23 protein-coding genes are annotated in these 21,388 nt (G+C 30.1%); 12 read left to right on the plus strand and 11 right to left on the minus strand.

Annotated features, from left to right (window positions below):
• Nucleotides 1-252: 252 nt before the first annotated feature.
• The 5 genes from GQS58_RS00620 to GQS58_RS00640 form a co-directional block, all read right to left on the minus strand.
• Entirely contained in the window at nucleotides 253-1,329 is a 1,077-nt protein-coding gene (locus GQS58_RS00620) for a Fic family protein (RefSeq protein WP_166381843.1), read from the minus strand.
• Between the two features lie 552 nt (nucleotides 1,330-1,881).
• The gene (locus GQS58_RS00625; RefSeq protein ID WP_166381845.1) at nucleotides 1,882-2,814 is read right to left on the minus strand and encodes a peptidylprolyl isomerase; all 933 of its coding nucleotides are present in this window, start codon (nucleotides 2,812-2,814) and stop codon (nucleotides 1,882-1,884) included.
• Nucleotides 2,815-2,971: 157 nt separating this feature from the next.
• Nucleotides 2,972-4,567 (minus strand): hypothetical protein, encoded by a 1,596-nt coding sequence (locus GQS58_RS00630; RefSeq protein WP_240914539.1) that lies wholly within the window; start codon nucleotides 4,565-4,567, stop codon nucleotides 2,972-2,974.
• 2 nt (nucleotides 4,568-4,569) lie between these two features.
• Nucleotides 4,570-6,162: a peptide chain release factor 3 gene (locus GQS58_RS00635; RefSeq protein ID WP_166381847.1), complete on the minus strand. Its 1,593-nt coding sequence runs from the start codon at nucleotides 6,160-6,162 to the stop codon at nucleotides 4,570-4,572.
• A gap of 354 nt (nucleotides 6,163-6,516) precedes the next feature.
• Nucleotides 6,517-7,194 carry a peptidylprolyl isomerase gene (locus GQS58_RS00640; RefSeq protein WP_166381849.1) on the minus strand — a complete coding sequence of 226 codons (678 nt, stop codon included), beginning with the start codon at nucleotides 7,192-7,194 and terminating at the stop codon, nucleotides 6,517-6,519.
• A 122-nt stretch (nucleotides 7,195-7,316) separates the two neighbouring features.
• Here GQS58_RS00640 and idi point away from each other — a divergent pair, with 122 nt between their 5' ends.
• The 7 genes from idi to GQS58_RS00675 all read left to right on the plus strand — a co-directional run bounded on the left by idi (nucleotide 7,317) and on the right by GQS58_RS00675 (nucleotide 10,945).
• Nucleotides 7,317-7,835: an isopentenyl-diphosphate Delta-isomerase gene (gene idi / locus GQS58_RS00645; RefSeq protein WP_166381851.1), complete on the plus strand. Its 519-nt coding sequence runs from the start codon at nucleotides 7,317-7,319 to the stop codon at nucleotides 7,833-7,835.
• Nucleotides 7,828-8,241, plus strand: a complete 414-nt coding sequence (locus tag GQS58_RS00650) for a 6-pyruvoyl trahydropterin synthase family protein (protein WP_166381853.1) — start codon at nucleotides 7,828-7,830, stop codon at nucleotides 8,239-8,241. The genes idi and GQS58_RS00650 overlap by 8 nt, the downstream gene beginning before the upstream one ends.
• Before the next feature lie 33 nt (nucleotides 8,242-8,274).
• A complete protein-coding gene (gene kdsB / locus GQS58_RS00655; protein ID WP_166381855.1) occupies nucleotides 8,275-9,006 on the plus strand; it encodes a 3-deoxy-manno-octulosonate cytidylyltransferase in 732 nt (243 codons plus the stop codon).
• A 3-nt stretch (nucleotides 9,007-9,009) separates the two neighbouring features.
• Nucleotides 9,010-9,708 (plus strand): HAD family hydrolase, encoded by a 699-nt coding sequence (locus GQS58_RS00660; RefSeq protein WP_166381857.1) that lies wholly within the window; start codon nucleotides 9,010-9,012, stop codon nucleotides 9,706-9,708.
• Nucleotides 9,705-10,331, plus strand: a complete 627-nt coding sequence (locus GQS58_RS00665; protein ID WP_166381859.1) for a chloramphenicol acetyltransferase — start codon at nucleotides 9,705-9,707, stop codon at nucleotides 10,329-10,331. The genes GQS58_RS00660 and GQS58_RS00665 overlap by 4 nt, the downstream gene beginning before the upstream one ends.
• Nucleotides 10,332-10,359: 28 nt before the next feature.
• Nucleotides 10,360-10,620, plus strand: coding sequence for a hypothetical protein (locus GQS58_RS00670; protein WP_166381861.1), 261 nt, complete (start codon nucleotides 10,360-10,362; stop codon nucleotides 10,618-10,620).
• Nucleotides 10,621-10,747: 127 nt separating this feature from the next.
• On the plus strand, nucleotides 10,748-10,945 hold the full coding sequence (locus tag GQS58_RS00675) for a hypothetical protein (RefSeq protein ID WP_166381863.1): 198 nt from the start codon (nucleotides 10,748-10,750) through the stop codon (nucleotides 10,943-10,945).
• A 33-nt stretch (nucleotides 10,946-10,978) separates the two neighbouring features.
• Here GQS58_RS00675 and GQS58_RS00680 read toward each other — a convergent pair whose 3' ends face one another.
• From GQS58_RS00680 to GQS58_RS00695, 4 genes are read right to left on the minus strand one after another with little or no spacing between them, the layout of a single operon-like run.
• Nucleotides 10,979-11,443, minus strand: a complete 465-nt coding sequence (locus GQS58_RS00680; RefSeq protein ID WP_166381865.1) for a sensor of ECF-type sigma factor — start codon at nucleotides 11,441-11,443, stop codon at nucleotides 10,979-10,981.
• Between the two features lie 11 nt (nucleotides 11,444-11,454).
• Nucleotides 11,455-11,994: a hypothetical protein gene (locus tag GQS58_RS00685; RefSeq protein ID WP_166381867.1), complete on the minus strand. Its 540-nt coding sequence runs from the start codon at nucleotides 11,992-11,994 to the stop codon at nucleotides 11,455-11,457.
• Nucleotides 11,995-12,027: 33 nt separating this feature from the next.
• Complete coding sequence (locus GQS58_RS00690) at nucleotides 12,028-12,576, minus strand: RNA polymerase sigma factor (RefSeq protein ID WP_166381869.1); 549 nt, start codon at nucleotides 12,574-12,576, stop codon at nucleotides 12,028-12,030.
• 51 nt (nucleotides 12,577-12,627) lie between these two features.
• On the minus strand, nucleotides 12,628-14,076 hold the full coding sequence (locus GQS58_RS00695; protein WP_166381871.1) for a TonB-dependent receptor: 1,449 nt from the start codon (nucleotides 14,074-14,076) through the stop codon (nucleotides 12,628-12,630).
• An 81-nt stretch (nucleotides 14,077-14,157) separates the two neighbouring features.
• Between GQS58_RS00695 and GQS58_RS00700 the strand changes: the two genes are divergently transcribed.
• The 5 genes from GQS58_RS00700 (at nucleotide 14,158) to GQS58_RS00720 (ending at nucleotide 18,247) form a co-directional block, all read left to right on the plus strand.
• Entirely contained in the window at nucleotides 14,158-14,940 is a 783-nt protein-coding gene (locus GQS58_RS00700; protein WP_166381873.1) for an MBL fold metallo-hydrolase, read from the plus strand.
• 102 nt (nucleotides 14,941-15,042) lie between these two features.
• Nucleotides 15,043-15,396 carry a hypothetical protein gene (locus GQS58_RS00705; RefSeq protein WP_068449955.1) on the plus strand — a complete coding sequence of 118 codons (354 nt, stop codon included), beginning with the start codon at nucleotides 15,043-15,045 and terminating at the stop codon, nucleotides 15,394-15,396.
• Nucleotides 15,397-16,206 carry a cell envelope biogenesis protein OmpA gene (locus GQS58_RS00710; protein WP_166381875.1) on the plus strand — a complete coding sequence of 270 codons (810 nt, stop codon included), beginning with the start codon at nucleotides 15,397-15,399 and terminating at the stop codon, nucleotides 16,204-16,206.
• Nucleotides 16,207-16,223: 17 nt separating this feature from the next.
• A complete protein-coding gene (locus tag GQS58_RS00715) occupies nucleotides 16,224-16,709 on the plus strand; it encodes a Rab family GTPase (RefSeq protein WP_166381877.1) in 486 nt (161 codons plus the stop codon).
• A 5-nt stretch (nucleotides 16,710-16,714) separates the two neighbouring features.
• On the plus strand, nucleotides 16,715-18,247 hold the full coding sequence (locus GQS58_RS00720) for a hybrid sensor histidine kinase/response regulator (RefSeq protein WP_166381879.1): 1,533 nt from the start codon (nucleotides 16,715-16,717) through the stop codon (nucleotides 18,245-18,247).
• Between the two features lie 43 nt (nucleotides 18,248-18,290).
• Here GQS58_RS00720 and GQS58_RS00725 read toward each other — a convergent pair whose 3' ends face one another.
• Nucleotides 18,291-20,147 carry an LTA synthase family protein gene (locus GQS58_RS00725; RefSeq protein ID WP_240914540.1) on the minus strand — a complete coding sequence of 619 codons (1,857 nt, stop codon included), beginning with the start codon at nucleotides 20,145-20,147 and terminating at the stop codon, nucleotides 18,291-18,293.
• A gap of 49 nt (nucleotides 20,148-20,196) precedes the next feature.
• Nucleotides 20,197-21,228 carry a tRNA (adenosine(37)-N6)-threonylcarbamoyltransferase complex transferase subunit TsaD gene (gene tsaD, locus GQS58_RS00730; RefSeq protein WP_166381881.1) on the minus strand — a complete coding sequence of 344 codons (1,032 nt, stop codon included), beginning with the start codon at nucleotides 21,226-21,228 and terminating at the stop codon, nucleotides 20,197-20,199.
• Nucleotides 21,229-21,388: the final 160 nt, after the last annotated feature.

Genomic DNA, 21,388 nt, shown 5'->3' on the forward strand with positions numbered 1-21,388 from the left:
ATTTCAGATTCTTTTGAACTGGAATTTCAGTAAGTAAGAAGCTGAAACAAGTTCAGCATGACAAGGTTTATTGCTTTTTAGACAGCCTTTTTTATGTTTTTGGAATTAAAGATTTTGGGGGTGCTAACGTTGTTGTGTATTGGAATTTGCGGTTTTATGAACGGCTATTTTCCGAAGGAAAACAGAAGTTTATAAAAAAGTAACTACTTTTAGTTAAGCACTAATTTAGCAATTTTTACTACACGTTGTTGGCTAAAGTACTTTTTTTGTTAAAATCGTATATAATTTTTCATTGACATAGTAATTTCCTGTTCCTAGTTTTTGTTTTTTTAGAATTCCATCTTTCGCCAGTCTATTTAAATAATTAGCAGCTGTAATTCTTGATACACCTAAATCTCTTTCTATAAACTCAATTTTTGTGTATGGATGTTGAAATAAATTATTCAATAAATCTTGACTATAAAATTTATAATTATCTCTAATTATGTGTTTATACTCAAGCATTAATTTCTGTATCTCTTTTATTAGAATTATAGTTTGTTTAGAAGTTTGCTCGACTGCTTTGATAATATAAATTAACCAATTCTCCCAATTGTCAGTAATTCTAATTTCTTGTAATAATTCATAATATTTAGCTTTATTTTCGATAATAAACCTACTCAAATATAGAATTGGTAAATCAAGTAAATCTTTCATTACTAAATAAAGCACATTAATAATTCTTCCTGTTCTACCATTACCGTCATAAAAAGGGTGGATACTTTCAAATTGATAATGTATGATAGCCATTTTTACTATTGGGTCAAAGTCAGATAAAGTATCGTCATTAATAAATTGTTCTAAATTAGACATTAAATTTTTTATAGTTTCAATGTCTTGTGGCGGAGTATAAACTGTTTCTCCAGTTTTAGCATTTTTTAATGCAGTTCCAGGAACTTTTCTAAAACCTGCATTATTTTTTTCTAATTCAGATTGTATTTGGATAATGTCATTATTTGTTAAAATGTTTCTTTTCGAAATTAAGGAATACCCAATTTTTAAAGCAGAAATATAATTTTGAACTTCTTTAGCATCTAACGATTTTACTCCATCTAAATTTAGTTCAGCTTTATAAAGATCATCGTGTGTTGTGATGATATTTTCAATTTCAGAACTATCTTTTGCTTCTTGCAATCCTAAAGTATTAATTAGGATATTTTCATTTGGAATACTAGATACTAAACCTTTTAATTCAGCTAATGCTCTATGAGCTTCATTTAATTTTTTCAGAACATTTTTTGTTTCAATGTCTTTTTTTAAAGGAAGTTTTTCAAGTTTAAAGTCATTCATAATGATAAGAAATTCTATTTTTCTTAACAAAGGTAATTTATAATGATAAGAAAATTCATTTTTCTTTACATTATAATTTTAAATGATAAGTTATTTTAGTTTTCTTTACATTATATTTTTCGAGCTCACTGAGGTATTTTTGCCAACTTCTTTATATGCTAACTTTAATTACGGATATGTATCATTTAAAAGGGGATATATCCAGCAATCAGTTTAATTTTTAGGGAAAATTCTTTCATAGGAAATGGGAAGAATTTGATGCTTTGAATTTACAATAAATATTGAGTTTATTCTATTTTTTTTGTAAAATATTGATTTTTAGTTGTCAACGGAAGCTGTATAGGGTGTCAACTATAGAAAAACAAGTTTCAGAAATTTCTCTTAAGATGCTTTATTAGTAGGTGCTATTTGTTTTAAAATTTTAGGAATCATTTTAAAAATCATTCCGTATTAGAGAAGCCTATTTTAAGTATTAAAACTTTTATACATAGAAAAAGCTCCCTGAAATCAGAGAGCTTTTTGTAATTATATAACTTGTAAAGAATATTATTCTTATTTTACAGCCATTAATTCTACATCAAAAATAAGTGTTGCATCTGGTGGAATAACTCCTCCTGCACCTGCAGAACCATATGCTAAATTAGAAGGGATTACAAAACGAGCTTTGTCTCCTACTTGTAATAATTGAATTCCTTCATCCCAACCAGAAATAACCTGACCTACACCAACATTAAAGTCGATTGGTTCTTTTCTCTTATAAGAAGAATCGAATACAGTACCGTCTAATAATTGACCTTTGTAGTGTACAGAAACTCCAGCACCTTTAGTTGCTTTTTTTCCTGTTCCTTTTTGTAAAATTTGGTAACGTAAACCACTTGCAGTTTCATCATAACCAGCAGCAACTGTATCTAACAATGCTTTTTGCTTTGCTATTTCTGCAGCTTCACGCTTTTCTCTAGATCCTTCAAAAGTTCTAAAAGCTTCAACAGCATTAAAAGCTTCTGCTTCTGCACCAACTTTAATAATTTCTACAGATGTTAATGCATCACCTTGTGCAATTGCATCAACTACATCCTGCCCTTCAATTACAGAACCAAAAACAGTATGTTTACCGTCTAACCACGGAGTAGGAACGTGGGTAATGTAAAACTGACTTCCGTTTGTTGCAGGACCAGAATTAGCCATTGCTAATTTTCCTGGAGCATCATGTTTTAAATCTGGGTGAAATTCATCATCAAATTTATAACCTGGGTTACCAGTTCCTGTTCCTTGTGGACAACCACCTTGTACCATAAATTCTGGAATTACTCTGTGGAATTTTAATCCATCGTAATAAGGAGTTCCTTGCTCTTTTACAGCATTTTCTAAATTTCCTTCTGTTAAAGCAACAAAATTACCAACAGTTCCAGGAGCTTTTTCGTGTTCTAATTTTACTAAAATCTCACCTTTTGGAGTGGTGAATTTTGCATAAATTCCGTTATTCATAATCTTTTAATTTACTTTTTTGTTCTCTCGAGCGCAGTCGAGATGTTTTATTCATTTAATAGTTCTCGACTGCGCTCGAACTGACATTAATTGTAACCTTGAAATACATCAAGATTTTATTGTTATTGTTAAGTTTCTGAATCAACTTCAGAATACATTATTTTTTAGCATTTAAAATTGATAAACCATAAGTAAAACCAATATTTAAATTTGTTGAGTTTACGTTACCATAAGGAGACCACATTTGTCCGCCCGAAGCTGTAAACGAAAAGTTATCGTTTAAATGATAATTAATACCTGCGGTTGGTCTTACTAAAACACCTTCGCCAGAATCTACACCACCACCACCTGCAACACCTGCTGCAGCTTCTGCAAATAATGAAAAGTTATCATTTAAAAATTTATTTGATTTTATTCCTAGACCAAAAATACCATGAGCATAGCCACCTGCACCACCTAAATAAGCAAAGGAAGCTTCTCCGGCTATATAAAAACGATGGTTTAGGTCGTAATTAATTTTTAATGCTATTAACTCTAAATCATGTTCTTTGTATTGTGGTTTATCAAGAATGGCAACATCAAAATAGGTTTGATTTTGCACACCAATTTGTATTCCTTGGGTATTTATATATTTAATTTTTTCTGCTGTGTAAGGATCTTTTATTCCGCCGCTTAAACCATAATATTTTAAACTAAAACCGGCTGTATATGCTTCAAAAGTACCACTAACAGATTTATGATAACCACCATGAAGACCTAATCCAAAATTTTTGGTAACTTTTACATCTGCACCAACACTTGGGTACATGGTTAAACCACCTTCAGGGAAAATTCTACCTCCTGCAGCACCAATTCCTGCCTTGGCAAAAAAGTTTACATATTCTGTTTCTACAAAGTTTTTACCAATACCGAAAAAAACATCCATAAAACCAGCTCTTAAACCACCATACATAGCGTCTACATGTGCGTAAACAAAGGTGTTTTTGTTTAAATAACGTTGGTACTCAAAACCTAAAAGGCTTAATGTTTGGGTAAGTGGAGTGGTATTATTAAAGTTTCCAATACCATCGTTTCTTGAAGATCCTATTGGAAAAAGATAATCAAAAGTAATTTGTTGTACACTTTTTACAGCAGGTTTGGTCCAAACTTTATCTTTCGTTTCATCGTTAACCGTAAAAGATTTTTGAGCATGTTTGTAAGATGCAGTTCTTAACGAGGTTGGTATTTCTACAAAAAAGGAAATATTATCTCCTTTTTGAATTCCTGTAAAAAAGTTTACATAACCATATTGCAAACCGATTGCATATCCGTTATTTTTATATTGTAAACCTACATTTGGGTAGATAATTCCACCGCCATCAACTAAGCTTCTAAAACCACCACCGCCTCCTACATGCACGTTGACATCGAAGTATAAGTTTTTATAAAGTTGAGTATTTACCCCTAAATTTACTCCTAAAGTAAATAAACCACCTTGATCTCCATATACTGCTCCGTGAAAACCAGCACCTGTATATAACCAATCATTTAAAGGAAAATTATAATTTAATCCAAATAAACCCATTCTTGGTTGAAGTGTGTAGGTACTACCATCTCCATAATCGTATGTTTTACTGGGTTGGTCTATTAAAATATAATTTAAACGAATAGAATTGTGTAATTCTTTAGGTTTAAAATCTGATAAATTATAAGTCTGTGAAACCCCGTTAAAACTGAGAGCTGCTAGCAGTATAAAAAGAAGTTTCTTCATCATAATTATTTTTTAAATTCACTTGTAAAATGCAACTTTACCGTTGGATATTTACTTTGTGTCATTTGTATGGTAAATTCAGAATCTGCTAAAAACACCAACTGACCTTGTTTGTCTTTTGCTAAATAACGTTGTTTAACACGTTTGAATTCTTTAAATTGTTCATTTTTGATGTCTTCTGGTTCTACCCAACATGCTTTGTGAACACTTAAATTTTCGTAAGAACATTTTGCTCCATATTCGTGTTCTAATCTATATTGAATAACTTCGTATTGTAGTGCACCAACTGTACCAATCACTTTACGACCGTTCATGTCTAACGTAAATAATTGCGCAACACCTTCGTCCATTAACTGGTCTAAACCTTTGTATAATTGTTTAGATTTCATTGGGTCTGCGTTATTTACATAACGGAAATGTTCTGGAGAAAAACTAGGAATTCCTTTAAAGTTCAACTCTTCTCCCTCTGTTAACGTATCTCCAATCTTAAAGTTACCGGTGTCATGAATTCCTACAATATCACCAGGAAAAGATTCTTCTACGATTTCTTTTTTCTCTGCAAAAAAAGCATTCGGACTAGAAAATTTTACTTTTTTACCATTTCTAACATGTAAATAAGGCGCATTTCTTTTAAAAGTACCCGATACAATTTTAATAAAAGCCAGTCTATCTCTGTGTTTTGGATCCATGTTTGCATGGATTTTAAACACAAAACCAGTCATTTTTTTCTCTTTAGAATCTACTAAACGCTCTTCTGCTTTTTTAGGTTGTGGAGAAGGCGCAATCTTAATAAATGCATCTAATAATTCTTTTACTCCGAAGTTGTTTAAAGCAGAACCAAAAAATACAGGTTGGAGCGAACCGCTCAGGTACTCTTCTCTGTCAAAATCGGGGTAAACCTCGCTTATCAATTCTATTTCTTCACGTAAAGTATCCGCGGCTTTTTTACCCACTATTTTGTCTAGTTCTGGGTTCGATAAATCATCAAACTCAACACCTTTAGAAATAGAGGTTTTATTATCACCAGAAAAAAGATTTAATTTCTTTTCCCAAATATTATAAATTCCTTTAAAGTCATATCCCATTCCTATTGGGAAACTCATTGGAGTAACGCGCAAACCTAATTTTTGCTCAACTTCATCCAATAAATCAAAGGCATCTTTTCCTTCTCTATCCAACTTGTTGATAAAAACCAACATTGGTATGCTTCTCATTCTACAAACTTCCACCAATTTCTCGGTTTGAGGCTCAACCCCTTTTGCAACATCAATTACCACAATAACGCTATCTACAGCAGTTAAAGTTCTAAAAGTATCCTCAGCAAAATCTTTGTGACCAGGAGTATCTAAAATGTTTATTTTTTTATCTTGATAAATGAAAGCTAAAACAGAAGTAGCAACAGAAATACCACGCTGACGTTCAATCTCCATAAAATCGGAAGTTGCTCCCTTTTTTATCTTATTATTTTTTACAGCACCAGCTTCTTGAATCGCTCCACCAAAAAGTAATAATTTTTCTGTTAATGTGGTTTTACCAGCATCCGGATGCGATATAATACCAAAAGTTCTTCTACGTGCTATTTCTTCTAAAAATGTCATCTACAAAATTTGAGGTGCAAAGATAGGGTTTATTCTATAATTTTTTTAGTGATTTTAATCGCAGATCGATAGCTAAGGATTCAATTCCCTGAGGTTTGTTTCTAAATGAAAAATATTTGTATTAGAAGCAAGTCTAGTATCTTAGATAAAAGGTTGTTGATTGGTGATAAAAAGAAAATAAAGACACCTATTTTACAGGCTTTTATTGAGTTTTTCTTTTAACGGACCAAACACTTAAAAATAGTTATTTGACAAAGTCTTGTTTCTTGTGTCTTTTAGTGCAGCGGTCTTAAGTCCTTTTTTGCTAGACACTAAATAGTATCATTTCTTAACAATTCTCTATGGAATAGCTCTTTATTCTATAATTTCTATGTGCATTTTTACATCATTAACGGGCCATTCATCTACGCCAACTTCTACTTTAGATATTTTTGTCATGGTATCAAATCCAGAAATAACTTCACCAAAAACAGTGTGTTCATTATCTAAATGATGAGCACCTCTCTTGCTCTGAACAATATAAAACTCAAAAGGGCTGGATAATTTATTAGGGTTGTGGTCCCATTGTCTTGCTGCTGCCAATGCACCATATTTATGTTTTCTGTTATTTCTAAATTCTGGTTCTAGCAGATAGTTTCCATATTTTCGGCGTTCTCTCTGGGTGTACATTTCATCAGAATTACCACCTTGTAGCACAAAGTTTTTAGCAATTCTATAAAAAACGGTGGTGTTAAAATATTTTATTTTGGTTAAGAAAATAAAATTAGCTCTATGAATTGGCACATCATCAAATAAACGCAATTTTATTTTACCAAAATCGGTTGTAATTTCTACAATGGTTTCTGGGTTTTGTTTGCCAAATTCGGTTAAAAAAGCTTCTGTGTTTTTACTATTTAAGCTATCCCATGCTTTTACAACTTTCTCTTCTAGTTTAGTTTTATTGGTTTGTTTTTCTACAGGTTTCTTTTCATCTTTACATTGATAAAATGCAATTATGGCAACTATAAAAAAGGCTTTTAAGAAAATTTTCATGAAACAAATTGGGCGTTAAGAATTACAAATATATGTTATCAAAATAAAAGAAAAGAAAACTCTGATGGCTTTTGTAATTATTTTATGATTTAATACTCATTGATTTTCTTATTTTTGCTAATATGGAAGAACAAGTAGTTTTAGTTGATGAAAAAGATACCCAGATTGGGTTAATGGCAAAAATGGAAGCGCACGAAAAAGCATTATTGCATAGAGCTTTCTCAGTTTTTGTTTTTAACGATAAAGGAGAATTAATGTTGCAACAAAGAGCAGCACATAAATACCATTCGCCTTTATTATGGACAAATACCTGTTGTTCTCATCAAAGAGATGGTGAAACAAATTTAGCTGCAGGTAAACGAAGATTAATGGAAGAAATGGGATTTGTTACGGAGATAAAGGAAGTTTTTTCGTTTATGTACAAAGCACCTTTTGATAACGGTTTAACAGAGCATGAATTCGATCATGTAATGGTTGGTTATTATAACGATGCTCCAAAAATAAATAAAGAAGAAGTAGAAGCTTATAAGTGGATGACTTTACTTGATGTTAAAAAAGACATGGAGAACAATCCAAATGAATATACAGAGTGGTTTAAAATTATTTTTGATAAATCTTTTGAAAAATTAAAAAATGCCTAAAGTAAAAGTTTATAGAAGAGCACATTTTAATGCTGCTCACAGGTTATTTCATCCGGACTGGTCTGATGAGAAAAACGCAGAAGTATTTGGTAAATGCAGCAACCCAAACTATCATGGTCATAATTATGAAATGATAGTGGCGTTGTTTGGCGAGGTAGATCCTATTACTGGTTTTGTGTATGATTTAGGCTTGTTAAGAGAATTGATTAAAGAAGAGGTAGAAGAGCCTTTTGATCATAAAAACTTAAATATTGAAGTTCCAGAATTTAAAAACTTAAATCCAACTGCAGAAAATATTTCGATAATTATTTATAATAAATTACGAGCTCACATACCAGCAAATTTAGAAATAGAAGTAACTTTATACGAAACACGAAGAAATTTTGTGCGTTATTCTGGAGAGTAATAATTTTTTACAGTACCCTTTTAAATATAATTTATGAAAATAATTGCCATGATTCCTGCACGATATAGTGCATCTCGTTTCCCTGGAAAGTTAATGAAAGATTTAGGAGGGAAACCTGTTATTTTAAGAACGTATGAAGCCGCTTTGCATACCAATTTATTTGATGATGTTTTTATTGTAACAGATTCTGATGTTATTTTTAAAACTATAGAAAACGCAGGCGGAAAAGCAATTATGAGTATCAAAGAACACGAGTGTGGTTCTGATAGAATTGCCGAAGCAGTAGAAAATATAGAAGCAGATATTGTAATTAATGTACAAGGAGATGAACCTTTTATAGATGAAGTTTCGCTTTCTAAATTAATTGATGTCTTTAAAAAAGACGATAAAAAAGAGATAGATTTAGCCTCTTTAAAAGTACAAATCACCAATAAAGAAGATATCGAAAATCCTAATAATGTGAAGGTTATTACGGATGTGGATAATTTGGCAATTTACTTCTCTAGAAGCGTAATTCCGTTTCATAGAGATAAAGATATTGCTGTTAAGTATTACAAACACAAAGGCGTATATGCTTTTAGAAAGCAAGCGCTAATAGATTTTTACAATACACCAATGACACCATTGGAAGCTGCAGAAAAAATAGAAGCCATTAGATACCAAGAAATTGGTAAAAAAATTAAAATGGTAGAAACAGATGTAGAAGCTGTAGGTATAGATACTCCGGAAGATTTAGAAAAAGCGATTCAATTTTTAAAATTATAAATCATGAAAATAAGTAACAACATAAAGGTAATTGCTTTTGACGCGGATGATACTTTGTGGGTAAACGAAACTTATTTTAGAGATGCAGAACATCAATTTGCAAAATTATTAGCAAAGTACGAGACCGAAAATAAAATAGACCAAGAACTTTTTAAGAAAGAGGTTAAAAACTTAGCCTATTATGGTTATGGTGTAAAAGGTTTTATTTTATCGATGGTAGAATGTGCTTTAGAGCTTTCTAATTATAACGTAAATCAAAAAACAATAGCCGCAATTTTAAACATCGGTAAAGAGATGTTAGATAAACCTATAGAATTGCTAGATGGAGTAGAAGAGGTGTTGCAATCGCTACAAGGAAAATATAAATTGATTGTTGCTACCAAAGGAGATTTGTTAGATCAAGAAAGAAAGCTAGAGAAATCTAATTTGCTAAAATATTTTCATCACATAGAGGTGATGAGTGATAAGAAGGCAAAAGATTACAAGAAGTTGTTAAAGCATTTAGATATTAAGCCATCAGAATTTTTAATGATTGGTAATTCGTTAAAATCAGATGTTTTACCATTAGTAGCTTTAGGTGCATCTGCCATTCATGTTCCGTTTCATACCACATGGGTTCATGAAGAGGTGAGTGATCAAGAAAAATCTGATTCAGACTATACAACAGTTGCTAACATTAAAGACATCCTTCCTTTTTTATGAAATATTTAGATATTGATATCTGGAATAGGAAACAACATTACGAACATTTTAAAAATTTAGAAGATCCTTTTTTTGGAGTGACGGTTAATGTTGATGTTAGTAAGATTTATAAAAAATCTAAAACAGCAAAAGAATCTTTCTTTGTTATGTATTTACATGCTTGTTTAGTGGCATTAAATAAAATAGAAAATTTTAAATATAGAATACAAGGAGATAAAATTTTTATCTGTGATACTATTCATGCTTCAGCAACCATTGCAAGAAAAGACCATACTTTTGGATTTTCTTTTATTCGTTTTTCTGAAGATTTTAAAATATTCAATAAGAATTTTTTAGACGAAAAAGAACGAATTTCGAATTCTACAGATTTATTTCCACCAACAGAATCGGATAGTTGTATTTATTGCTCTGCTTTACCATGGTTTACTTTTACAAGCCAAAAAGAACCCATTTCTGGACTTAAAAATGAAAGTATACCAAAGTTATCTTTTGGTAAAATTTTTGAAGAAAACGATAAAATAATGATGCCTGTAGCTATTGCTGCAAACCACGCATTAGTAGACGGATATCATATTGGTTTATTTTTTGAAGAATATAAGAAACAATTAGATAAAAACACCTAACTTTGCAAAATTAAATTTTAAATAAGTTATGGCAAGTATAAAAAACTTAAAAAAAGATATCAATTACGTTTTAGGTGATGTTATCGAATATGCATTAGATGTTTCAATCTTAAAAAATGCAACTGAAAAAGGAGAAGCAATTATTGATGAAGCTATCGAAACTTTTGACACTTTAGTATCTAAAGTAAACAACAGTAAGGTAGAAAACAAAAAAGCTCACTTTAAAGCAATCAACCTAGAATTAGAAGAAAAAGCAAAAGGTTTAGTAGAAAAGATTAACACTTTATAATCTTAACAAATTTTTAAGCAAAATTTAAGACCATCATTTCAATAATGATGGTTTTTTTTGTTAAATTTGGTAACGCTACTATAACGATTTAGTAGGTGTTTTATATTGTCTAATTTAATTAATAAAAATGGCTAGAGCAATGTTTGAGTACACTAAAACGGTACTAAAGAAGGTGAGTTTTAATTCAGATTTGTTTTGTAAAGAAGTCGAAAAGGCCTTAAGTCGATTGTTACCTTATGAAATAGATGAGCTAACAATTTGGTTAAAGCAGTTTACTTCTAATAAACCAGAATTATATTCTTGCATGGCATTAATTAAAGAATAAAAAAAAGGAAGCATTTAGCTTCCTTTTTTTTGTTTAATTTTTAGATTCTGATTTCCTATGTTTGTATTTACTCATTAATTTTCTGCCAAACTCCATTTCTGCTACCTGTAGTTGAACAATCTTTTTATAAGAAATTACTTTTTTAATGTTATTTATAAAGATTTTCTGAGATTCGTACGTTTTCTGATCTGTTGTTAATTTTAACAGGACTAATTTTTCTGCATCATTTTCGGTTAAACAGTTTGTTTCACCTTCCTTATCTTTCATTGCCGTTTTAATTTCGTGCCTAAGTGTATATCTTAAAGAATATTGTTCTTTAGAGTATGCGTTGTAAATAGGCCAAAATTTTTCAGCTTCACTTGGTGTTAAGTTTAGTTTTTCTGTTAAATAAGAAACTTTAAGTGCCTTAATTTTCTCTTTACTTCCTTTACTGTCTTGAGCAGACAGGGTAAGAGTACAAAAAAGGGTAATGCAAATAAGGGTTATAATTTTTTTCATATTCTTAATTTTTATTTTATTTCATTTAAAAATGAAGTGTTATCTATAGAATTTATATAATCTTCAATGTTTTCATCTTCTAAAGATGAAAAATAAAAATCACTTTCTTCTAATATGTCATTTTCTAATACAATAGCAATGTCATTAGTGTGTAGCGTGTTAGAGTTTATCCAAAATTCAATATCATCATCAGAAAGAGAGTCTATGGTAAGTTCTTCTGTTTTGTTAAATACATAAGAATTAAACCCGATAAATAAAATGATTGATGCTGCTGCTGCAAAAGGAATTATTTTTAAAATCTTTTCTTTTAAAGAAATAACTTTTGTTTCTTTTTTAGGTGCTGAAACTTGAGCTAAAATTTCATTTTCTAAATCTTTAAAGTAGTTATCTGGTGTTGTAAAACCATTTTCTTTTTTTAGATTTTCTTCTGCTAATTTTGTTTCAATAGCATTTTCAATGGTATCAAAATAGTTTTTAGGAAGAGAAAAACTAGTTTTCTTTCCTAATATTGAGTTTAAATACTCTTCGCTATTTTTAATATTGTTTTCCATGATATTCTTTAGACCTCTTATTTATAAAAAGGTTTAATTTGTTTCTTTTTTTATATAAAGTTCAATTTTTTTAACAGCATGATAATAAGAGGCTTTTAAAGCTCCTACAGATGTTTCTAAAACTTCAGACATTTCATCATACTTTAGTTCATCAAAATATTTCATATTAAAGACAAGTTGTTGTTTTTGCGGTAATGTTGCAATTGCTTTTTGTAAAATGAGTTGAATTTCATCACCTGTAAAAAAATCATCACTCGCTAGAGTAGAAGCTAATTCTTGTTGATAATCAGCAATATCTAAACTTCGTTTTTTTGCCCTTTTGTTTATAAAAGTAATAGCTTCATTGGTAGCAATTCTGTACATCCAAGAAAATAGCTTACTCCCTTGGTTAAACTTATCTATATTTTTAAAAACTTTAATAAAGGTGTTTTGTAAAACATCATCTGCATCATCATGAGAAATCACAATTTTACGGATATGCCAATACAAGCGTTGTTTATAGAGAGTTATAAGTTCTCTAAACGCTTTGTCTTTAGTCTGAACATTTTTTAGTTGTTCTATTAAAATAGTTTCATCAGTCAACTATAATAGTTTGTAAAGTTTAGACTCAAAAAGTAATAAAAGGTTTAATGCTTATTTTCTTACTCTTGTTCTAGAGTAACCAAAAAGTCTTTTTTGCTTTATAGTGTCAGAAATTCCTTCAGGCAACATTTCTTCCCATCCTTTTTCTCCGTTTAAAATCATTTTTAAGATAGTACGAGAAAAAATATCTAAGATGTCTTTGTCAAAATCATCTATGTTAACCAGTTTTCCGTTGTTTTTAAAGAACTTATACAGTTCTTTCATTCTTGGATGAACTTTTAAGTTTTCTATGGTAATATACTCATCAGATTTCGTGTCATGATAAGGGTAGGTGTATACCTTTAAATCTCTATAAAATAACTTACCAAAAGCCTCTAAGATTCCTCCACTTAAATTACGGTAATATTTTTCTTCAAAAAGCTCTATAAGATTTTGCCCTCCCATGGTTAAGCCCATTCTTTCTTTGGTAAATTCACTAAAATATTCTACCAATTTAAAGTATTGTTGAAAGCTTGTAATCATTACATTTTGTCCTAGAGAACAAAGTAATTCTGCTCTGTCTAAGAAATCTCTTTCATTAATTTTACCTTCTGATGTTAGGTTACTTAGGGTAATCTCGAAAATTACTTGCGTTTTACTTTCTTCTACTTTATTTTCTGCTAAAAATATTTTTTTAGATTTTTCATACATGTCCATATTTACCTTAGTAACAGGTCTAAAACTTCCACGTAAAGCTAAAATGTTTTTCTTATATAAAACTTGTGCTGGTAATAAATTGTTTCCGTCTGGGCCAAACATAACGGCATTTGTCATACCATTTTTTAGTAATTGTAAACTCATTAAACGGTTGTCTACATACATAAAACGAGGTCCCGCAAAATTAATCATATCAATTTCTAACTGGTCATTGCTTAAGTTATCATAAAAAGATTTTACTAAATCTTTAGGATTATCATTTAAATAAAAAGCGCCATAAATTAGATTTACACCCAAAATACCTAAGGTTTCTTGTTGTAAACGAGCATCCGTTTCTTTAAAACGCAAGTGTAAAACAATTTCATTATATCCTTCTAAAGGATCTAGTTGAAAACGAATACCTACCCAACCATGTCCTTTAAACTGTTTTGCAAAATCTATGGTAGTTACAGTGTTGGCGTAACTAAAAAATAATTTATCTGGATGTTTTTGTCTGCTTAATCGATCTTCCATTAAATCGATTTCGTGACCTAGCATCTTTTTTAAACGAGGCTGTGTTACATAACGATTGTCTTGTTCCATGCCATAAATAGCATCAGAGAAATCTTTATCATAAGCACTCATCGCTTTTGCTATTGTTCCTGAAGCAGCTCCAGATCTAAAAAAGTTACGAGCAGTTTCTTGTCCTGCACCAATCTCAGCAAAAGTTCCGTAAATATCTCTATTTAAATTAATTCTTAGCGCTTTGCTTTTAATTGTAGGAACACTACTAATCTCTTGATCTCCTTTTAAAGATATTGCCATATATAATGCTATTTATTAAGGTTGAAACAAATGTACTAAAATAGACGGCTATCAGTCAATTTTTATGTTATTTTTGTTGGAATGAACTTAACTAAGAAACAACTGAATATTACTTTTTTAGGAACAGGTACTTCACAAGGAATTCCGATGATTGCAAGTAACGACCCTGTTTGTTTGTCTAAAAGCTTAAAAGATAAGCGTTTAAGGTCTTCCGTTTTGGTGTCTTGGGACAATGTTTCTTATACCATAGATTGCGGTTTAGATTTTAGGCAGCAAATGCTAAGAGAGCATGTACAATCTTTAAATGGTGTTTTTTTTACACATGAACACGCAGATCATATAGGAGGTTTAGATGACTTAAGAGCTTTTTGTTACCAAATAGGAGAAATGCCTATTTATTTAAACGAGAGAACTTTAAGGAGTTTAGAGAAAAGGTTTGAGTATATTTTTAGTACAGAAAACAGGTATCCGGGTGCGCCAAGTGTGTTGCCAATAATTGTAGAGGGCACGAGCTTACTTATAGATGAATTAAAAGTAACTCCCATAAAAGTTTTACACGGAAGTTTACCAATAACTGCATATCGATTTGGAGATTTTGGTTATTTAACAGACGTAAAATCTATTTCTGATGAAGAAAAATTAAAATTGAAGGACTTAGATGTCTTAGTTGTTAACGCTTTAAGAATAGAAGAACATCCAACTCATTTTAATTTAAAAGAAGCCCTCGATTTTATTGCAGAAATGAAACCTAAAAAAGCGTACTTAACTCATATTAGCCATAAACTAGGTTTTCATGATGAAGTTTCTAAAATATTACCTAAAAACGTGTTTTTGGCCTATGATGGTTTAAAAATAACAGTTTAAGATTATATAAACTCTTTTTTGATGTATATTTGTTAGAAGTGCCTTTTTTTAACACTTATTAAGAATATAATAATTACTTATTGTAACCAACTTTTAGTATAAATGGAAAAAAATTCAGAAAATAAACAACCTGTTGTTGAAAATCATAAAATAGATGATAGAATTGCAGCGGTTAGAGATTTAATCTTTGGTGAAAACATGCAGCAATACAGCACAGAATTTGCTGATGTTTACGACCAGATTAAAACACTTAAAGACCAAACAAACAAAAATCTATCTGAGTCTGTTACTAACCTAGAGAATAAATTAGCAGATCTAGAAAGTTTAATGGAGCACAAGTTTCAAGACTTAAATGACGATTTAGATAAAAGATTGGCCGATTTAGATGATGAAAAAGCAGATAGAAAAAAACTAGGTAAAGCTTTAGAGAAAATTGCATTGATGTTGCAAGAATAGATGAAAAAAAAGCCTGCAGATAACAATAAAGACAATCGTTTTGAGTTGCTCAGAGACCTTTTATTAGCTGATGATAGAGAAAAATTTGATTCTCTTAGTGAAGAAATTATTCTTAGAGAAAAACTGTCTAAAAGAGTTGCGCCTCTAGTAGATGAAAAAATTGCGGACTTACGTAATAATTTTTCAAGAGATTTTGGAGACACCATTACAGAAACTATAAAAGTTCAAATTAGAGACTCTCAAGATGAAGTTGTAGAAGCCTTGTACCCAATTATGGGTAAAATGGTTAAGAAATTTATTGTTGCAGAAATTACTAAATTATCCGATAGTATTAATAAAACTATAAAAGAAAAATTTTCTATTCAACAAATACTTAAAAGATTTTTTAAAGGAAAAAGAAATGATTCCGGTATTGTTTTAGAAGGAGTTTTTGAGTTTGTAATTGAAGAAGTTTTTATCATAGAAAAAGAATCTGGTTTGCTTTCTGGAAACTATTCTAGAGGAAGTATAGCCGATAAAGATATGATTTCTGGCATGTTAACGGCTATTAAATCTTTTGCTGAAGACGCCTTTTCTAAGGAAGGACAGGATTTAGAAAATATAAAGTTCGAAACTTTTCAGCTTTCTATAAAAAACTTTAAAACTATTTATATTGCCATTGCAACTTCTGGGGTTATCACAGAAGAGCATGCAGAAGAATTGTCTGACAACATAAATAATTTATCAGAAATTATTTTAAGAGACCGTTCTTACTTATCAGATGAAGAACGTTTAAATGATTTAATTTTAAACGAATTGATTAAAGAGTAAATAATTATTTATAATTTATGATTGCAAAAAAGGTACTGCTTGTTGGTAATTTTGGTGTTGGTAAAACCTCCTTAATTAGACGATTTGTTTTAAATGAATTTTCTGAAGATTACATTAGTACTATTGGTGTTCGAGTAAGTAAAAAAATAGTGGAATACAAAAATGAAACTATTAAATTAATGATCTGGGATGTTGCTGGTACAAATGGCAATGAAAAAATACCTAAAGCTTATTTTCTAGGTTCTAATGCGGCAATGTTTGTTTTTGATGTAAGTAGAGAAGAAACGTATTTAACTATAAATGAAAATCTAAATATGGTTAAAGAACTATCTGGTTTACAGAACATAACAGTTATTGGTAATAAAAAAGATTTGCTTACTGCAGAAGAATTAGAAAGTGTAATACAGAAAATTTCTGTAAATATAGATTTAATTACCAGTGCTAAAGAAGATGAAAATGTTGAAGATGCCTTTATGAAATTAACCTCACTAGCTTTAAAATAAAAGTATTGATACCTGCAAAAATAGAGGATGTTTTTATACAATTAACTACTGATTATTCGGGGGTTATTACAAGTGTTATTGCTGGTAAATTTATCAAAACTACCTTTACACTTCAAGAATCTATCTATGATGCTTGTCCTTTTTTAGAAGGAACTTTAGAAGCGTTGCCTTTAAATGACCCATTTCTGTTAGAAGGTATGGTTATTGTTTCTGAAGGTATAGAATACAATATAGATTTAGAACTTTTTAAAAAAGAAGCTTCTGTTGTTATTTTAATACATAATAGAAGTAATGTTTACAAGTATGTAAGTCAACTAAATCAAAATAGAAATGATATCTTTTTTATAAAAAGAGAACTTGCAGAGAAAAATATAGAATTAGATAAACTACGTAAAATTGCTGACAAAGCAAACGAAGAAAAATCCCGTTTTTTAGCAATGATGAGTCATGAAATTAGAAATCCATTGAATTCTATTCTTGGGTATTCTGAAATGATTTCATCAGAAAAATTGAATAACAAAGCTACGGAATACATTAAAAACTTATCATCTGCAGGGAATAATTTAAAGGTTATAGTAGATGATATTTTAGATTTATCTCGTATTGAAGCGGGTAAATTAGTTTTAGTTAATGAAGAGATTTCTATTCTAGAAACTATTAAGAATTGTAAAAATGATTTTCAGCATATTCATACCAATAAAAATGTAGATCTCGTTTTTTTAACTTCAGAAAAACTACCAAAAATTGTTTTAGGAGATGCTGTAAGAATTCAACAAATACTATCAAATTTAATTAGTAACGCTATTAAATTTACCAGTAAAGGAGAAGTTGTTATAAGTGCAAAAGTAATTTTTGAGGTAGAAAATAAGGTTACCGTAATCTTTGAAGTTACAGATTCTGGTAGAGGAATGAGTGCGTCTCAATGTTTAAAAATATTTGAAGAATACCAACAAAACGAATTGAATGACCATCGTGTTTATGGAGGTGCAGGTTTAGGTTTGGCTATTGTAAAACGTTTGGTAGGAGCCATGAATGGTAGTATTTCTGTGAAAAGTGAATTGAATAAAGGAACTTCCTTTTTTGTTGAAATTCCTTTTGAAAAAAACTCAAAATTAAAGAAGCAGAGAATAATACCTAAAGAGGTTAAGACTAAAAAGATTGATTTAAAAGGAAAAAATATTTTAGTGGCAGATGATGATCTAATGAATCAAAGAATAGTGGCTTATATTTTAAAAAAAGAAAAAGTGAATTTAACCATTGTAAAAGATGGTTTAGAAGCACTTTCTAAGATTAAAGAAGAAGTTTTTGATGTTGTTTTATTAGATATCAATATGCCAAATATGACTGGTGAAGAATTGATAAAAAAGAGAGCTACTATTACAAACGTAAATTCTAAAACGCCTTTCTTGGCATTAACAGGAAATACTTCTACCCAAGATATTGAGCGGTATTTAACACTAGGTTTTTCTGGTTTTATATCTAAACCTTTTACGATTGCTAATTTTGTTGATAAAATTAAAAATGCTTTGATAAATTAATAATTGATCAAACAAAAAGATTTTTCACTAAATTTTATTAAACTTAATCACGATCTAGAAAATCTTGAAAAGCTTCTTGAGAAATAGATTTACCTAATGAGTCTAATTTTGCAGCTTCTGTACCTTCTTCTAAAATTGCTTTTTTACTTACATGATCAAATAAATAAAGTCCGTTTTTAGAGAGTGTACCAAAACCTTTGTTAAAGATATAATGTGCATATTGTTTCTCGGAAGTATTAAAGATATTTTTACTGAATTTAAAATCAGAATTATCTCCTTTTAATAAGTCAAGAAGCGTATAAGACAAATCTACCTGACTAGCAATATTGTCAATTTCAATTCCCTTTTTGTTTAAAGCACCACCTAACCATAACATAGGTATTTGAAACTTTATAGGTGCATTAAAAGCTCCTTTGTGCTCAGGAGAACGATGTCCATGATCTGCAATAATAACTATTAAGGTGTTTTTGTACCAAGGTTGCTGTTTTGCAAATTGAATAAATGTACCAATAGTTTTATCTGTGTAGGCATGTGCACTTCTAAATTTATTTTCTTCAGTATCTTTTCCAAATTTATAGGTATCTGGGAATTCGTATGGCTCGTGGCTTGTAAGTGTTAACGCTATTTTAAAAAATGGTTCGTCTTGTTTTTTAGACAAGTCATCTGCCAAACGTTTCATAAATACATGGTCGTGCGCTCCCCACTTAGAATTCCAATCTTTTACATCAAAATCATTTCCGTCTACAAAATCGGTAATTCCAGAATTTCGTAAATAAGTATTCATGTTTCCAAAGTTTAAATCACCACCATAATAAAAAGAAGTATGGTACCCTAAATCCATCATTTTTTTAGGTAACATTGGTAGGCTTCTAGCTTTGTTGGGCATTTTCATAATGCTTTGTGTTGGTTGTGGATAATAACCACTTAAAATAGCAGGAATCCCTTTGTCTGTTCTATCTCCGTTTGCATAGTAGTTAGTAAATAAAATACCTTCTTTAGACAGTTTGTTTAGATTTTCTGTTACATTAGATTCTCCACCTAAAGGGCCCACAACTTTTGCGGTTAAACTTTCCCATATAATAAATATTACGTTGGGTTTTGTTGTATTTAAAATACTATCTGTGTCTGCTTTTAAAAGTAGAGATCTTCTTTTGTTAATAGTATTTTTTGCTATTTCACTATCAAAAAAATTATAAGGATTTTTACCATCTGGTTTATGAGTAAGTGCGTTAAAAAAGTTCCAAGCATAATTTATAGATGCATGGTTTGCAAACATGTTATTAGAAAAATAGACATTACTTTGGTTAACAGGTATGGTTTGTATACCACCTCTTACTGGTATAATTAATGCCGCTGTTATTAAGAAAAATAGTACTGCTTGTAGCCAAAAACCTTCTTCTACCTTTGCTATTTTCTTTGAAATAATGTTGTTGAACCATTTTATAAAGACGAAAGAAGTTGCAATCCAAAATAGAGTTCCGGTTATCTTTTGAAAAGTAGAAACAGAAGCAATCATAATTTCTGGAGTATTTAAATACTTTAACAAAGCGGTATCTAAACGCGTTCCCCAAGATTGGTATAAGCTTGCGTCAATAATTAGTAATAAACTTAAAATAACAATCATAATACCCGAATACCATTTTATAATTGTTCCAATTATTTTAGAATTGATAAAAACAGAAAAAATGATAATTAAAAACGGAATAAAACATAAATATGCGGCAAAAGAACTGTCTAATCGCACACCATAAAGAAATGTTTTTAGTGTCGTTAAAAAGTCTAACTCTTTTGTTTTATCAACATAAAAAAGAAGGAAAAATAATCGTGCAAATGCAAAATATCCTATCCATAATAAAAAATAATAAATATTGAATAGAAATCTGTTTTTTAATGTTTTCAAGGAGTAGGAATTCAGTTTGTTAATTATATTTGTTTTTTCTGAAAATTTTCTAAGAATTCTCTGTAACTTTTAAACGTGCTTTTGCAGTTACAGAAACATCAGAATAATCGTTGTTTAAGTATTTTAAATAACCAGTAATAGCAATCATTGCAGCATTATCGGTTGTGTATTCAAATTTAGGTACGTAGGTAGTCCACCCAAAATGTTTTTCGGCTAATTGTAAACGGTGTCTAATTTCTGAATTAGCAGAAACTCCACCAGCAATAGCAATATGTTTAATGCCTGTTTGTTTTACTGCATTTTTTAATTTATCCATTAAAATTTCTACAATTGTATATTGTATGGAAGCACAAATGTCATCTAAATTTTCTTCAATAAAATTAGGATTTATTCTTACTTGTTTCTGAATAAAATATAAAATACCCGTTTTTAAACCGCTAAAACTAAAATCTAAATCGCCTACTTTAGGTTTTGTAAACTGATAAGCTTTTGGGTTTCCTAGTTTTGCATGTTTGTCTATTAAAGGGCCTCCAGGATAAGGAAGACCTAAAATTTTGGCAGATTTATCAAAAGCTTCACCAACAGCATCATCAATAGTTTCGCCTAAAACTTCCATTTCAAAATAATTGGTAACCTTTACAATTTGTGTATGTCCGCCACTAATAGTTAGGCAAATAAAAGGAAAAGGAGGCATTTTACTATTTTCTTCTTCAATAAAATGAGATAGAATATGAGCCTGCATATGGTTTACATCTATTAAAGGTACTTGTAACCCTAAGGCCAAAGATTTGGCAAAAGAAGTACCTACTAGTAAAGAACCCATTAAACCAGGGCCTCTTGTAAATGCAATTGCAGATACGTCTTCTTTAGTTATATTTGCTTGTTCTATAGCTTGTTGTACTACTGGAACAATGTTTTGTTGATGCGCCCTAGATGCTAATTCTGGAACAACACCACCATATTTAGAATGTATTTCTTGATTGGCAACAACATTACTCAGCACTTTTGCATTGCAAATTACGGAGGCACTTGTGTCATCACAAGAAGATTCTATCCCTAATATATAAACCTGTTTTTTCATTAAAAATGATAATTTAAAGCAAAATTAAGGATTATTTTATCTTGTCTTCCTTTTTTAAGAATAGAAATTTAATTCTTTGTTAAATTTGCACGTTCTTTGTAGTAATTGGCAACGTTTTTGATTCGTATTTATCATCTTTGTTACAATCATTTTAAATAGA

Origin of the sequence: Polaribacter sp. 11A2H, assembly GCF_011379025.1 — a bacterium.
Taxonomy (GTDB): Bacteria; Bacteroidota; Bacteroidia; order Flavobacteriales; family Flavobacteriaceae; genus Polaribacter.

Excerpts from the sequence above, each read along its gene's own strand:
- GQS58_RS00620 (WP_166381843.1), bottom strand. The coding sequence starts at position 1,329 with ATGAATGACTTTAAACTTGAAAAACTTCCTTTAAAAAAAGACATTGAA.
- GQS58_RS00625 (WP_166381845.1), bottom strand. The coding sequence starts at position 2,814 with ATGAATAACGGAATTTATGCAAAATTCACCACTCCAAAAGGTGAGATT.
- GQS58_RS00630 (WP_240914539.1), bottom strand. The coding sequence starts at position 4,567 with ATGATGAAGAAACTTCTTTTTATACTGCTAGCAGCTCTCAGTTTTAAC.
- GQS58_RS00635 (WP_166381847.1), bottom strand. The coding sequence starts at position 6,162 with ATGACATTTTTAGAAGAAATAGCACGTAGAAGAACTTTTGGTATTATA.
- GQS58_RS00640 (WP_166381849.1), bottom strand. The coding sequence starts at position 7,194 with ATGAAAATTTTCTTAAAAGCCTTTTTTATAGTTGCCATAATTGCATTT.
- idi (WP_166381851.1), top strand. The coding sequence starts at position 7,317 with ATGGAAGAACAAGTAGTTTTAGTTGATGAAAAAGATACCCAGATTGGG.
- GQS58_RS00650 (WP_166381853.1), top strand. The coding sequence starts at position 7,828 with ATGCCTAAAGTAAAAGTTTATAGAAGAGCACATTTTAATGCTGCTCAC.
- kdsB (WP_166381855.1), top strand. The coding sequence starts at position 8,275 with ATGAAAATAATTGCCATGATTCCTGCACGATATAGTGCATCTCGTTTC.
- GQS58_RS00660 (WP_166381857.1), top strand. The coding sequence starts at position 9,010 with ATGAAAATAAGTAACAACATAAAGGTAATTGCTTTTGACGCGGATGAT.
- GQS58_RS00665 (WP_166381859.1), top strand. The coding sequence starts at position 9,705 with ATGAAATATTTAGATATTGATATCTGGAATAGGAAACAACATTACGAA.
- GQS58_RS00670 (WP_166381861.1), top strand. The coding sequence starts at position 10,360 with ATGGCAAGTATAAAAAACTTAAAAAAAGATATCAATTACGTTTTAGGT.
- GQS58_RS00675 (WP_166381863.1), top strand. The coding sequence starts at position 10,748 with ATGGCTAGAGCAATGTTTGAGTACACTAAAACGGTACTAAAGAAGGTG.
- GQS58_RS00680 (WP_166381865.1), bottom strand. The coding sequence starts at position 11,443 with ATGAAAAAAATTATAACCCTTATTTGCATTACCCTTTTTTGTACTCTT.
- GQS58_RS00685 (WP_166381867.1), bottom strand. The coding sequence starts at position 11,994 with ATGGAAAACAATATTAAAAATAGCGAAGAGTATTTAAACTCAATATTA.
- GQS58_RS00695 (WP_166381871.1), bottom strand. The coding sequence starts at position 14,076 with ATGGCAATATCTTTAAAAGGAGATCAAGAGATTAGTAGTGTTCCTACA.
- GQS58_RS00700 (WP_166381873.1), top strand. The coding sequence starts at position 14,158 with ATGAACTTAACTAAGAAACAACTGAATATTACTTTTTTAGGAACAGGT.
- GQS58_RS00705 (WP_068449955.1), top strand. The coding sequence starts at position 15,043 with ATGGAAAAAAATTCAGAAAATAAACAACCTGTTGTTGAAAATCATAAA.
- GQS58_RS00710 (WP_166381875.1), top strand. The coding sequence starts at position 15,397 with ATGAAAAAAAAGCCTGCAGATAACAATAAAGACAATCGTTTTGAGTTG.
- GQS58_RS00715 (WP_166381877.1), top strand. The coding sequence starts at position 16,224 with ATGATTGCAAAAAAGGTACTGCTTGTTGGTAATTTTGGTGTTGGTAAA.
- tsaD (WP_166381881.1), bottom strand. The coding sequence starts at position 21,228 with ATGAAAAAACAGGTTTATATATTAGGGATAGAATCTTCTTGTGATGAC.